The 12,914-nt window shown below is 72.8% G+C and carries 12 protein-coding genes; all 12 read right to left on the minus strand.

Annotated elements, in window-relative coordinates; translation table 11 throughout:
- Positions 1 to 145: 145 nt before the first annotated feature.
- Complete coding sequence (locus tag H181DRAFT_RS24665; protein ID WP_074468036.1) at positions 146 to 733, minus strand: lysophospholipid acyltransferase family protein; 588 nt, start codon at positions 731 to 733, stop codon at positions 146 to 148.
- Between the two features lie 65 nt (positions 734 to 798).
- Complete coding sequence (gene cmk / locus H181DRAFT_RS24670; RefSeq protein WP_074468033.1) at positions 799 to 1,533, minus strand: (d)CMP kinase; 735 nt, start codon at positions 1,531 to 1,533, stop codon at positions 799 to 801.
- 111 nt (positions 1,534 to 1,644) lie between these two features.
- Complete coding sequence (locus H181DRAFT_RS24675) at positions 1,645 to 2,733, minus strand: prephenate dehydrogenase (protein ID WP_045866604.1); 1,089 nt, start codon at positions 2,731 to 2,733, stop codon at positions 1,645 to 1,647.
- Positions 2,733 to 3,095, minus strand: coding sequence for a chorismate mutase (aroH, locus tag H181DRAFT_RS24680; protein WP_045866605.1), 363 nt, complete (start codon positions 3,093 to 3,095; stop codon positions 2,733 to 2,735). The genes H181DRAFT_RS24675 and aroH overlap by 1 nt, the downstream gene beginning before the upstream one ends.
- A 171-nt stretch (positions 3,096 to 3,266) precedes the next feature.
- Positions 3,267 to 4,517, minus strand: a complete 1,251-nt coding sequence (locus H181DRAFT_RS24685) for a pseudouridine synthase (protein WP_045866606.1) — start codon at positions 4,515 to 4,517, stop codon at positions 3,267 to 3,269.
- Positions 4,517 to 5,233, minus strand: a complete 717-nt coding sequence (gene scpB / locus H181DRAFT_RS24690; RefSeq protein ID WP_052708712.1) for an SMC-Scp complex subunit ScpB — start codon at positions 5,231 to 5,233, stop codon at positions 4,517 to 4,519. Before scpB ends, H181DRAFT_RS24685 begins: the two co-directional genes overlap by 1 nt.
- Positions 5,230 to 6,540, minus strand: coding sequence for a segregation and condensation protein A (locus tag H181DRAFT_RS28560; RefSeq protein WP_078895943.1), 1,311 nt, complete (start codon positions 6,538 to 6,540; stop codon positions 5,230 to 5,232). The genes scpB and H181DRAFT_RS28560 overlap by 4 nt, the downstream gene beginning before the upstream one ends.
- Before the next feature lie 123 nt (positions 6,541 to 6,663).
- The gene (locus H181DRAFT_RS24700; RefSeq protein WP_045866607.1) at positions 6,664 to 7,467 is read right to left on the minus strand and encodes a hypothetical protein; all 804 of its coding nucleotides are present in this window, start codon (positions 7,465 to 7,467) and stop codon (positions 6,664 to 6,666) included.
- Positions 7,464 to 8,657 carry a ParA family protein gene (locus tag H181DRAFT_RS24705; RefSeq protein ID WP_045866608.1) on the minus strand — a complete coding sequence of 398 codons (1,194 nt, stop codon included), beginning with the start codon at positions 8,655 to 8,657 and terminating at the stop codon, positions 7,464 to 7,466. The genes H181DRAFT_RS24700 and H181DRAFT_RS24705 overlap by 4 nt, the downstream gene beginning before the upstream one ends.
- Positions 8,658 to 9,008: 351 nt before the next feature.
- A complete protein-coding gene (gene ald / locus H181DRAFT_RS24710; protein ID WP_045866651.1) occupies positions 9,009 to 10,124 on the minus strand; it encodes an alanine dehydrogenase in 1,116 nt (371 codons plus the stop codon).
- 192 nt (positions 10,125 to 10,316) lie between these two features.
- Positions 10,317 to 12,314, minus strand: coding sequence for an NB-ARC domain-containing protein (locus tag H181DRAFT_RS24715; RefSeq protein ID WP_107068839.1), 1,998 nt, complete (start codon positions 12,312 to 12,314; stop codon positions 10,317 to 10,319).
- A 321-nt stretch (positions 12,315 to 12,635) separates the two neighbouring features.
- On the minus strand, positions 12,636 to 12,914 hold a 279-nt coding region (locus tag H181DRAFT_RS24720), incomplete at its 5' end, for an integrase core domain-containing protein (protein WP_045864034.1).

Below are 12,914 nucleotides of genomic sequence, written 5' to 3' on the forward strand. Positions count from 1 at the left end.
CGTCTCGTCCTCGTCGTTCCTGATCAGGTGGTCCGCGTCCGCCCGGAGGTCTCCGGGCGGCTCGCTGCTGCAAGTGTGCCGGGCCGTCCGCTCCGGGCGTGCGGTCCGTGGTGCTGCGGGGCGCCCCGCGGGTGCCGGGGCGTGCTCAGCGTCCCGTCTGCCGCCGCGCGTCCGCCAGGTGGTCCGTCAGTCTGCGCTGGATTCGCGAAGTGGCCTCGTCGAGCGCCTTGCGGGTACGGCGCCCGCTGCCGTCGCCCGCTTCGAAGGGGTCGCCGAAGACCACGTCGACCCGGCTGCGCAGCGCGGGAAGCGCCCTGACGAGCCTGCCCGGGCGGTCGTTGCTGCCCAGCACCGCCACCGGGACGACGGGCGCGCCGGAGCGTACGGCGAAGTAGGCGAGCCCCGAGCGCAGCGAGGCGAAGTCGCCCTCGCCGCGGGTCCCTTCGGGGAATATCCCCAGCACCCCGCCGCCCTCCAGCACGGCCAGCGCCCGGTGGATCGCGGCGCGGTCGGCCGAGCTGCGGTCGACCTCGATCTGCCCGATGCCCCGCAGGAACGGGCCGAGCGGGCCCACGAACGCCTCCCGCTTGATGAGGAAGTGGACGGGGCGGGGCGCGATGCCCATCAGCATCGGTCCGTCGATGATGTGCGAGTGGTTGACGGCGAGGATCACCGGACCGCTCGCGGGCACTCGCCGCGCACCGAGCACGCGGGGACGCCACAGGCCGTGCATCAGGCCGAGGCCGATGCGGCGCCCCGTCGCGGCCCCCCGCGCACCGGGTGCTCCCCCGGTGGACGTCACTTGGAGATCTGCCCCGCCTTCTCGTTCGCCGTGGCCGCGGCGGCCGTGCCGGCTCCGCGGGACTTCTCCGCCGCCGCCTTCTCGACGAGCGTCACCACGCACTCGACGACCTGTTCGAGGGACAGCTCCGTGGTGTCCACCTCGACGGCGTCGTCCGCCTTCTTCAGCGGGGACGTCTTGCGGCTGGAGTCGGCCTGGTCCCGCTTGATCAGCGCTTCGCGGGTGGTGGAGACGTCGGAGGCCTCCTTGCCCTTCAGCTCGCCGCTGCGGCGGGAGGCGCGGGCCTCCGGCGAGGCGGTGAGGAAGACCTTCAGGTCGGCGTCAGGAAGGACCGTGGTGCCGATGTCCCGGCCCTCGACGACGATGCCGCCCACCGCTCCGGCCGCGATGGACCGCTGCAGATCGGTGATGCGGGCGCGCACCTCGGGCACCGCGCTGACGGCGCTGACCGCGGCGGTGACCTCCTGCGTGCGGATCGGCCCCGAGGCGTCCGCGCCGTCCACGGAGATGGCGGGCGCCGCCGGGTCGGTCCCGGAGACGATCACGGGCTTGCCGGAAGCGGCCGCCACCGCCTCCGCGTCGCCGACGGGAACGCCGTTGGTCAGCATCCACCACGTGATGGCGCGGTACTGGGCCCCGGTGTCCAGGTAGCTCAGGCCCAGCGCCGATGCCACCGCCTTCGAGGTGCTGGACTTGCCCGTGCCGGAGGGGCCGTCGATGGCGACAATCACTGCAGACACGCTGTGGAGGACCTTTCTCTACACGGGCAGGGCGGGCAGGCCGAACGGCCACGGGCCAAGGCTACCGGCTGCGGGGACCGCCCAGTTCTGCCGGTGTGAACCTCACAGGTGTCGCATCGACCAGCCGCGCTCACGCAGCGCCGACTCCAGCGCCGCGGCGGCGCCCGGCTCCACCATGAGCTGGACGTGGCCGGCCTGCTGGCCGGTGGCGTGCTCGATCCGTACGTCCTCGATGTTGACGCCGGCGGCGCCGGCGTCCGCGAAGATACGGGCCAGCTCGCCCGGGCGGTCGCTGATGAGCACCGCCACCGTCCGGTAGACCGCGGGCGCCTGGCCGTGCTTGCCCGGGACGCGGGCCCTGCCGGCGTTGCCCCGGCGCAGCACGTCCTCGATACCGGCGGCGCCTGAGCCCCGCTTCTCCTCGTCCGCGGAGTCGAGCGCGCGCAGCGCCCGTACCGCCTCGTCCAGGTCACCGGCGACGGCGGCGAGGACGTCGGCGACGGGCCCCGGGTTGGCGGCGAGGATCTCCACCCACATCCCCGGGTCGGACGCCGCGATGCGCGTGACGTCCCGGATGCCCTGCCCGCACAGGCGCACCGCCGTCTCGTCCGCGGACTCCAGGCGGGCCGCGATCATGCTGGAGAGCAGCTGCGGGGTGTGCGAGACGAGAGCGACGGCGCGGTCGTGGGCGTCGGCGTCCATGACCACGGGTACCGCGCCGCACAGCGCGATCAGTTCGAGCGCGAGGTTCAGCACCTCGGTGTCGGTCTCGGGTGTCGGCGTGAGCACCCAGGGCCGGCCCTCGAAGAGGTCCGCGGTGGCGGCGAGCGGCCCGTTCTGCTCGCGGCCCGACATGGGGTGGCTGCCCAGGTAGGCGACGGGATCGCCGCCGAGTTCGCGCAGCTCACGGCGGGGGCCGCCCTTCACGCTGGCCACGTCGATGCAGCCGCGCGCCAGGCCGAGGCGCTGCACGTCCGCGACGACGCGCGCCACGTGGGCGGGCGGTACCGCCACCACCGCGAGGTCGACGGGGCCGTCCGGTTCGGCGTCCGTGCCGGCTCCGAGGGACGCCGCGGTACGGATCCGCTGCGGATCGGTGTCCCGCAGATGCACCCGCACGCCGCGCGCCGTCATGGCGAGCGCCGCTGAGGTGCCGATGAGGCCCGTGCCGACGACGAGGGCGGTACGCATTACTGGGCGATGTCCTTGCGGAGAGCGGCGGCGGCGCCGAGGTACACGTGGTTGACCTCGGACCTGGGGAGATCCGACTCGATGTGGGCCAGCACGCGCACCACGCGCGGCATGGCACCCGCGACGTCCAGTTCCTGGGCGCAGATGAGCGGCACGTCGGTGATGCCGATCTTGCGGGCGGCCGCCGCGGGGAAGTCGCTGTGCAGGTCGGGGGTGGCCGTGAACCAGACGCTTATCAGGTCCTCCGGGGTGAGGCCGTTGCGCTCCAGGACGCTCGTCATCAGCGCCGAGACCTGCTCGTGCATGTGCCCGGCCTCGTCCCGCTCCAGCTGGACGGCTCCCCGCACCGCTCGTACCGCCACGTGCCCGCTCCGCTCCTTGTCCGCCGTGCTGCTGCCCGGTCCAGCGTAGGTCCGTCCGCGGCGGGCGCGTACCGGCGGACCGAGAAGTGAGACGGCCGTGACCGGCGGGGACGGGCGTCCGGCCCGGGGCGTGGGGGCCGGCCGGCCCCCACGCCCGTCACGACCGAAGGGTCAGAGGCCGACCTCGTCCATCAACATGCCGACCTCGGTGTTCGTCATGCGGCGCAGCCATCCGGACTTCTGGTCGCCCAGCGCGATGGGCCCGAAGCGGGTGCGGACGAGCTTGTCGACCGGGAACCCCGCCTCCGACAGCATGCGGCGCACGATGTGCTTGCGCCCCTCGTGCAGGGAGACCTCGACGAGGTAGTTCTTGCCGGTGTTCTCGACGACCTTGAAGTGGTCGGCCCGCGCGTAGCCGTCGTCGAGCTTGATGCCGTCCTTCAGGCGCTTGCCCAGGTCCCGCGGGAGCGGCCCCTGTATCGCGGCGAGGTAGGTCTTCTTCACCCCGTACCGGGGGTGGGTCAGCCGGTGGGCCAGCTCACCGTGGTTGGTGAGCAGGATCAGGCCCTCCGTCTCCGTGTCGAGCCGGCCGACGTGGAAGAGGCGCGTCTCCCGGTTCTGCACGTAGTCGCCGAGGCACTGGCGCCCTTCCGGGTCCTCCATCGAGGCGACGACACCTGCGGGCTTGTTGAGCGCGAAGAACACGTGGGACTGGGACGCGATGGTCAGACCGTCGACCTTGATCTCGTCCTTGTCCGGCTCGACGCGGACGCCCTGCTCCACGACGACCGAGCCGTTGACCTCGACGCGGCCCTGCTCGATCAGGTCCTCGCAGGCGCGCCGGGAGCCCATGCCGGCGCGGGCGAGCACCTTCTGCAGCCGCTCACCCTCCTGGTCTCCGAAGGTCTTCGGGAGCTTCACCGCCGGCTTGCTGTGCCGGGCGCGGTTGCGGGCCTCGATCTGGGCGTCGTACTCCCGCGGCCGTGCGGGCGCGGAGGCGTTGCGCGCACGGGCCTTCGGGGCGCCCGACTTCGTCACCTTCCCGGGACCGCTCTTTGCGGCGTTCCTCGCCGCGACGCCCCTGGCCGCCGAGCCCTTCGGGCCGCCCGCCGAGGACTTGCCCCCGCCCGCCTTGGGGCCCTTGGGGCCGCCCTTCGGGGGCTTCCCCGCCGAGCTCTTCGCGGCGCCCTTGGCGCCGCCGCCCTGCCCGGCACGCTGGCCGCGGCCGTCAGGCCGGGCCCCCGCCGAGCGCGGGCCGCCGCCCGCCTGCCCCTCGCCCTTGCCGTAGCGGCGCTCCTCCGGCCGCGGGCGTCCCGCCCGCTGCTGCTTCCCTGCGCCCCCTCCGGCTGCGCGGGGGGACGGCTTCTTGCCCCCGCCCCTGTTCTGTCGGTTTCCGCCGGTGCTGCTGCCGCTGCTTCGCATCAATGATCCGTCTGCGTTCTGTCAAGGACTTCGTCGCCGCTGTCGTCTACGTCGAACGACGGCATGCCTTCCTGGGAGTCCCCCTCGACGGCCTCGGCCTCGGGGAGGAAGGGCGCCAGTTCCGGAAGTTCGTCGAGGCCGCGAAGGCCCAGCCGCTCCAGAAAGTAATGCGTCGTCCTGTACAGGATCGCACCTGTCTCGGGTTCCGCGCCCGCCTCCTCCACCAGGCCCCTCTGCAGGAGCGTACGCATCACGCCGTCGCAGTTGACTCCGCGCACCGCGGAGACGCGTGAGCGGCTCACAGGCTGGCGGTACGCGACCACGGCGAGCGTCTCCAGCGCGGCCTGCGTGAGGCGCGCCTGCTGCCCGTCGAGCACGAAGTTCTCGACGGCTTCGGCGAATTCGGGGCGCGTGTAGAAGCGCCAGCCCTCCGCGACGAGACGCAGCTCGAAGCCGCGCCGCTCCCGGTCGTACTCGTCGGCCAGCTCGCGGAGGGCGTCCGAGACCTGGCGGCGGCGGCGTCCCAGCACCTTCGCCAGGTGTTCCTCCGTGGCCGGCTCGTCCACGACCATCAGCACGGCCTCGAGGGCGGGCTTGAGCTCCAGCTCCGCCACGCCGCCCTCCCCGGGGGCCTCGTCCGGCAGCGGCCCGGCGGGCGCCTCGGGGGACGTGTCCGCCCCGAGGGCTTCCTGGATCTCGTACGTCTCCTCGCTCATGCGTGGATCTCCTCCTCGGGCTCCGGGGGCCCCGGCGGGTTCTGCGCGGGCTCGGTCGGCTCGGGCTCGGCGTCGGGTACGGGGTCGGGCGCGGGCTTCTGTCCCGGCTGCGGGGGCTCCTGGTCGAACTCGTCGGTCACCAGCGGCTCCAGGTCCTCGGGGCCGCTCCAGCGGACCGTGAGCGCGCCCAGCGCCTCCTCCTGGTCCAGCGACACGGCACGCTCGCGGTACAGCTCGAGAAGGGCGAGGAAGCGGGCGACGACGGTGAGGGTGTCCGCGGCGTCCTCCGTGAGCTGGAGGAAGCTGGCCTCCCCCAGCTCCCGCAGCCGCGCCACCACCACTTCCGCCTGCTCCCGCACGCTCACCAGCGGTGCGTGGATGTGCTCGACGTAGACCTGCGGCTTCGGCTTGGGCTGCATCGCCTTCACCGCGAGGCGCGCGAACCCCTCCGGTCCGATGCTGATCACCACGTCGGGCAGCAGCTCGGCGTGGTGCGGCTCCAGCCCGACGGTACGGGGATGGCGGTGCGCCTCGCCGGCCATGCGCCCGGCGAAGATCCCGGCGATCTCCTTGTACGCCCGGTACTGCAGGAGCCGCGCGAACAGCAGGTCGCGGGCCTCCAGCAGCGCCAGGTCTGCCTCGTCCTCGACTTCGGCGGCGGGCAGCAGCCTCGCGGCCTTCAGGTCGAGCAACGTGGCGGCGACGACGAGGAATTCGGTGGTCTGGTCGAGGTCCCAGTCCGGGCCCATGGCACGGATGTGGGCCATGAACTCGTCCGTGACCTTCGAGAGCGCGACCTCGGTGACGTCCAGCTTGTGCTTGGAGATCAGCTGCAGGAGGAGGTCGAAGGGGCCTTCGAAGTTGTCGAGGACGACCTTGAACCGCCCGTCGTCGGCGGCCTGTTGCCCCTCGTCCGGTTCGCCCTCGGCCTGCTCTCGCGGAGCGCCGCCCTGCTCGGGCACATCGTCGGCGGCCGGTTCGGCGGTGGTGCCTTCCGGGGCGACGGTCACTGGCGCACCGGCCGTGTCCGGGGCCGCGCCCGTGCCGGCGTCCACGTCCGGGACCGCGTCCATGCCCGGGGCCGCGTCCACCTCAGCGTCCGACTCCCGGGCAGGCGCTGCGGGTTGGTCCGGCGTGGGCGGCTCCGGCTGCGTCTGCTCCGTCGTGGAGCGTTCCGGCTCGGCCGCCGGCCCGGGGGGAGCGGCCGCGGGCGGAGCTCCCGAAGCCGACGAAGTCCCCGGCCCCCGCCCGAGAGTGCGGCGGGCGGCGCGGGGTGCGGAGTCGGCGTCGTGGTCAGGAGTGGGCATCGCCGGGCAGCGTACTGGGGAAGGGCCCGCTCAGGCGCTCCGGCTCACTCATGTACCTGTGCTTTCGGGAGCGGTCACCGGGGACGCGAGGCCGTGCCCCCGGCCGCCTTCGGTGCGGAACCGTCAACGTCCCCGCAGCCTCCGTACGAGGATGCTCGCCTCGCCGCGTGATTCCAGGTCCGCGAGGACGACCGCGACCGCCTCGCGCACGATGCGCCCGCGGTCCACGGCGAGTCCGTGCTCGCCCCGCAGCACGAGCCGGGCGTGTTCCAGGTCCATCAGCTCTTCCGCCGAGACGTAGACGGTGATCTTCTCGTCGTGGCGTTCGCGCCCGCTGGGGCGGCGGTTGGCGCCGCGGCCGCGGCGGGGGGCCGCCGTCTGACGGCTGCGGGGCTCGGCGCCCTGGCCGGGCTTGGGCTTGGGCTGCGCCTTCGCCCTCACCTCCGCTGCCGGCTGGAGCGGCTGCGGCTGCGCGCCGAGACGCTGCGAGTCGGCCGGGACGCGTCCGGCGTTCTGCGACGCGCTCTGGCTCCGGGCGCTTTGACCCGGGACGGTGTGCCGCCGGCCACCGGGCTGCTTGCCCTCCCCCGTGGTCTCCCGGCCGGAGTGCTCGCCGTCGCCTTCGCCCGCCGGGAGGCCGTCCGCGCCGGGTTGAGCGCTCCCGCGCGTGCTGCCGGGGTCCTCGTTCTCGGCCGCGGCGCTGTGCTCACCGGAGCCGTCACCGCCCGCCGCGGCCTCCTCGGCGCCCTCCGCGGACTCGCCGGGGACGTTCGCCGCCTCCAGGTCCGAGGCGGGTGAGGACGGGACGCGTGCTGCCTTGCCGGAGGGGTCTTCGCCGTTGCCGATGTGCTGGGACGCGGGGGCCGAGGGCTGGACTGCTGACCCTCCGGTCGTGCGGAACAGTTCGTCAGCTGCAGGGAGACTCACTCGGCGTGGCACCGGGCGAGCACCTCCCTGGCGAGCTGGCGATAGGCGGCGGCGCCGACGGAGTTGGAGGCGTAGGTCGTGATCGGCTCACCCGCGACGGTCGTCTCGGGGAACCGGACCGTGCGCCCGATGACGGTGTGGTACACGTTCTCGTCGAACGCCTCGACGACGCGGGCCAGCACTTCGCGGCTGTGCACCGTGCGGGAGTCGTACATCGTCGCCAGGATGCCGTCGAGTTCGAGCTCGGGGTTGAGCCGCTCCTGCACCTTCTCGATGGTCTCCGTCAGGAGCGCCACGCCACGCAGGGCGAAGAACTCGCACTCCAGCGGAACGATCACCTTGTGGGCGGCGGTGAGCGCGTTGACGGTCAGCAGGCCGAGCGAGGGCTGGCAGTCGATGACGATGAAGTCGTAGTCGTTCTGCAGCGGTTGGAGCGCCCGCTGGAGCGTCGACTCGCGCGCGACCTCGCTGACCAGCTGCACCTCCGCGGCCGACAGGTCGATGTTGCTCGGCAGCAGGTCCATGCCCGCCACCGCCGTCTTCAGCAGCACCTCGTCCGGTGCCAGCCCCCGCTCCATCAGCAGGTTGTAGACGGTGAGTTCGAGCTCCATCGGGTTGACGCCGAGGCCGACCGAGAGAGCGCCCTGCGGGTCGAAGTCCACGAGCAGCACGCGGCGCCCGTACTCCGCCAGGGCCGCGCCCAGGTTGATCGCCGACGTCGTCTTGCCGACGCCGCCCTTCTGGTTGCACATCGCGATGATCTTCGCCGGGCCCGGTTCGCTGACCGGTCCGGGGATCGGGAAGTACGGAAGGGGGCGGCCGGTGGGGCCGATGCGTTCGCGGCGCTGCCGCGCGGCGTCGGGCGCGAGTGTGGCCGCGTACTCGGGGTCCGGTTCGTACTCGGCGTCCGGATCGTAGAAGTGCCCCTCGGGCAGCTCGCCGTAGGCGAAGCGGTGGGGGTCACTGTAGTCGGCGAGTTCGGCGGACTCGTCGCCCGCGGAGTTGCCGGCCATGGCGTTCACTTGGCGGCCGTCCATGCTCTGGTGGGCTGTGGTTGCGGATGCTGCGTTCTGGTGGGCGGCGAAGGTTCGGACAGCGACGGAGCCGACACCCTCGGACCCCGAGGACTCCTGGCCCCGCACAGGTGCTCCCGGTCGACCACCCCCGGGAGAAAATGTCGACTCATTCACAAGTCGTCCTACCTCCTTGGTGACCAGGAAACTTCTAGACAGGTCAGCGTGACACCATGCCGACGTTTGGCGACTCTATGGCGTGTCGGGCGTCCTCAGCAACACAATCCACCGGAGACGCCACGATGTGTCGAGCAGCCAACACCCCGATGTCAAGAGGCAATGAGCGCCACGGACCCGGTCCGGACGCGGCGCGAAACAGCCGAGAGGGTTGTACGCAAGGCGAGTTGAGCCCCCCGGCACACCGCCGGCCGCACGCCGCCGGCCTGCCCCCCGGGTTCGGGAACAGGCCGGTGACGTGCGGTCTTTCGCATTGACGGCGGCTGTTGACCCTCCGCCTGTGTTCCGCAATCAGCCCAGCAGAGTGCCGAGTTCGCGGTTGGGCAGCCCGTGCGCCTCGGCGACGGGACCGTAATAGACCTCGCCGTCATGGACGTTGAGCCCCTTCGCGAGGGTCGCGTCCCCCCGGAGGGCCTCGCGCCAGCCGCGGTTGGCGAGTTCGACGATGTACGGGAGCGTGGCGTTCGTCAGCGCGTACGTGGACGTGCTGGGCACCGCGCCGGGCATGTTGGCGACGCAGTAGAAGACCGAGTCGTGGACCTGGAAGGTCGGCTCCGCGTGGGTCGTGGGCCGGGAGTCCTCGAAGCAGCCGCCCTGGTCGATCGCGATGTCGACAAGAACACTTCCCGGCTTCATGCGGGAGACGAGCTCGTTGCTCACCAGCTTCGGCGCCTTGGCGCCGGGGATCAGCACCGCGCCCACGACGAGGTCGGCATCGAGGACGGCGCGCTCCAGCTCGTAGGCGTTGGACGTGACCGTGCGCACCTTCGTACCGAAGATCTTGTCGGCCTCGCGGAGCTTGTTGACGTCCTTGTCGAGCAGCGTGACGTGGAAGCCGAGGCCCGTGGCGATCTGCGTGGCGTTCCATCCGGAGACGCCGCCGCCGATGACGACCGCACGCCCGGCGTGCACCCCCGGCACGCCGCCGGGAAGCACGCCCCGGCCGCCCGCCGAACGCATCAGGTGGTACGCGCCGACCTGGGGGGCGATGCGCCCCGCCACCTCGGACATCGGGGCGAGCAGCGGCAGGGACCGGTTGGCGGTCTCCACGGTCTCGTAGGCGATGGCGGTCGTACCGGACTGGGTCAGGGCGTCCGTGCACTCGCGGGAGGCCGCGAGGTGCAGGTAGGTGAAGAGCGTCTGGTCCTTGCGCAGCCGCCCGTACTCCTCGGCGATCGGCTCCTTGACCTTCAGCAGCATGTCGGACGTCGCCCAGACCTCGTCGGCGGAGCCGAGGATCTCGGCTCCCGCGGCGACGTACTCCCCGTCGGGGATGGAGGAGCCGGCGCCGGCGCCCTCCTCGATGACGACCTGGTGTCCGTTGCGTACGAGTTCGTGCGCCCCGGCCGGGGTGATGGCCACGCGGAACTCGTTGTTCTTGACCTCGCGGGGGATGCCGACCTTCACGTCGATCACGGTCCTTGACTCTGGATTTCTCGGAACCTTCCGCGCCGGCGGGCGGCGGAAGCGATTGTGGCGACATCCCATTACAGCGGCAGATGTGAGGTATGCCGGATGTTGCTCGGGCAGCCACGGCTCCGCCAGTCTAATGAAGGATGCTTCCGTGTCCAGCCTTACAAAGCAGCAATTTTTTCGGGATCAGCTATTGGTTTCGCAGGTCGACTCTGCGTCGTACCCGCCATTGTGCGATCGGAGCAGCTCATCGGCCGCCCGACGCTGCTTCCGGCCCTCGCGTACGTCCCCGATCCGGTCGCAGGCGTCCGCGAGCCGCAGCAGCAGCGCGGCGTGGAGCCTGGCGTCCCCCGTGGGCCGGACAGCCTGGATGGCGAGCCGGCAGGTGCGCACCGCCTCCTGCGGCCTGCCCGCGTACTCCTGCACCCTGGCCACCTCGCTCAGGGCGCGGGCGTGCGCCCGCGCGTCCTGCAGCCTGCGGAAATTGGCGGCGGCCGCGCGCCATTCGCGCAGCGCGTCGTCGAGCCGTCCGGCGCAGGTGTGCACGGCACCCAGCCGGCCGTGCACGCGGGCCGCGGCGGCCTGGGCGTCGCGGGTCTGGTGGTGTTCGAGGGCGCGGCCGTACCAGTCGGCGGCGCGCGCCCAGTCGCTCACGTCCTCGTAGGTGCTGCCGATCGACTCCAGCGCGCGCCCTGCCGCGAAATGGTCCGGCACCCTGCGCCCCCTGGGGCCCGCCCGTCCGTCGCGGGCGGCGTCGAGTGCCGCGCGGTAGCGGGCGAGGGCGCGGGAGTGCCTGCCGGTACGTGCGTCCAGGTCGCCCAAGTTCAGCAGTGCCGCTGCCCGTTCGCGCTGCAGGCCGCCGCGTTCGGCGACGTCCAGCACCAGTTCGTGGAGCCGGTAGAGCTCCGGGGCGGCCTCCTGCGGGGAGCGATGCGCGTCGAAGGCCCGGGCGAGCGCCGAGATCAGCCGGCGGGCCAGTCCGTCGAGACGCCCCTCGCCCTCGTCGACGGCGAGACGGGCGGCGGCGATCATCGCGGGACGCCTCTCCTCCAGCCACTGCCGTGCCGCCTCCGCGGTGCCGAAGCGGACCGTACGCGGCATGAAGGCGAGCCTCTTACGGGCCTCGGAGCCCTCGGGTTCGGTGATCGCGTGGCAGGCCCTCAACTGCCGTACGGTGCGCTCCAGCATGCGGGCCCGGGCGAGCATCGACTCCTCCGGGCCTTCCCGCTCGGCGAGTTCGGCGCGCAGCAGGGGGTCGAGGCAGCGCGGCACCTCGTAGCAGCCGGGCGCGAGCGTGCTGTTGTGGACCAGGCCCAGGCGGAGGAACTGCTCGAGGATGCCCTGCGCGGTGGCCACCGAGCACCCGGCGAGGGACGAGGCGGTGTGCGCGTCCGCCAGTCCGGACGGTGCCAGGGCCAGCATGCGCAGCACCCGCGACGGCGCCTTGGCGAGGGAGTCCGCCACGAGCCGGAAGGCCCGCTCCAGCGGGTCGGTGTGCGGCAGCAGGCCGAGCTGCTTGGCCGCGTCGGCCACGGAGAGCTTGGGGCGCGCGGCCAGCCAGCCGCCCACCATGACCAGGGCCGCGGGGAGGTCTCCGCACGCCTCCGCGACGAGTTCGGCGCTGCCCGGATCGACCGTCGTACGGTGCGGCGCGCCCGCGCGGGAGGCCAGGAGCGAGACGGCCGCGGGCCGCTCCAGGCCCCCGAGGGTGCACGGCCGGACGTCGGGTACGCCCGTGAGCGGACCGGAGGCCACCGCGAGGACGAGGCAGTCGCGGTTGTCGGGCAGCAGGTCGAGCACCTGTTCCGCGCTCGTCACGTCGTCGAGGAGCAGCAGGACGCTGCGGGTGCCGAGCGCCGCCCGCAGGGTCTCGGTGAGTTCGTCGTCCCCGGCGCCCGCGGGTACGGGGTCGGGCCCCAGGGCGGCGAGCAGATCGCGCACGGTGCGCTCGGTGGGGACGGGCGCACCGCCGGGATCGGTGAGCCGGGCACGCAGCACGCCGTCCGGGTAGCGGCCGGCGGCCCGCGCGACGAGCGCCTCGGCGAGGGACGTACGTCCGGAACCCGGGCGCCCCGCGATCAGCAGCACGCGGCTGTGCGGCGCCGGGCGTCCCGACAGGGTGTGCAGTCCGGCACGCTCCAAGTCGGCCTGCAGCTCGCTCAGTTCGCGACTGCGGCCGGACAGCTCGCCGCTCGCCCCGACCTCCTCGCCGGCATGCGCTGTGAGGCACTGCGCCGGGTCGCCCGCGGTGGCCGCGCGGTCCTTGCGGGGGTGGGGCGGCCCGCCGGGGGCGTCCGTGCCTGTGGGTTGCACCGCTTGCTCCGTCACGGGCCACGCTCCCGTCCGCCTGCGCCTGTACGAGCCCGCCGCAGTGTGGGCGGGAACGCACAGAGCGTAGTTCACGGCGGCCGTGCGGATGTGTGGCGCGCTGCGCGTGCCCGCCGTCCGGGGGCAAGCGCAGGCACGCCGCGGGGCCGCAGGGTTCCGGCGGCCCCGCGACGTGCCCTAGGTGTACTGACCCGTGAGGTTAGGAACGCGGCTGGCGGGTGGTAGGCCGCCGAGCGCGGTGTGCGCGCGGTGGTGATTGTAGGTGTGCAGCCAGTTGGGGAACGCTTCGCGTCGTTGGCTTTCTGAGTGGTAAGGGCGGGCGTATGCCCACTCTTCCAGCAGGGTGCGGTTGAGGCGTTCGACCTTCCCGTTGGTTTGCGGCCGGTAGGCGCGGGTGCGTTTGTGCGAGATGCCGGCCGCGGCCAGCGTGTTGCGCCAGGCGTAGGACTTGTAGCA

The sequence above is a fragment of the Streptomyces sp. WMMB 714 genome (assembly GCF_900090125.1).
In the GTDB taxonomy this organism is placed as follows: Bacteria; Actinomycetota; Actinomycetes; order Streptomycetales; family Streptomycetaceae; genus Streptomyces; species Streptomyces daqingensis.

What these genes read in the sequence shown, in the direction of transcription:
- H181DRAFT_RS24665 (WP_074468036.1), bottom strand. Translation starts at nt 733, where the DNA reads ATGCACGGCCTGTGGCGTCCCCGCGTGCTCGGTGCGCGGCGAGTGCCC.
- H181DRAFT_RS24675 (WP_045866604.1), bottom strand. Translation starts at nt 2,733, where the DNA reads ATGCGTACCGCCCTCGTCGTCGGCACGGGCCTCATCGGCACCTCAGCG.
- H181DRAFT_RS24685 (WP_045866606.1), bottom strand. Translation starts at nt 4,517, where the DNA reads ATGCGAAGCAGCGGCAGCAGCACCGGCGGAAACCGACAGAACAGGGGC.
- scpB (WP_052708712.1), bottom strand. Translation starts at nt 5,233, where the DNA reads ATGAGCGAGGAGACGTACGAGATCCAGGAAGCCCTCGGGGCGGACACG.
- H181DRAFT_RS28560 (WP_078895943.1), bottom strand. Translation starts at nt 6,540, where the DNA reads ATGCCCACTCCTGACCACGACGCCGACTCCGCACCCCGCGCCGCCCGC.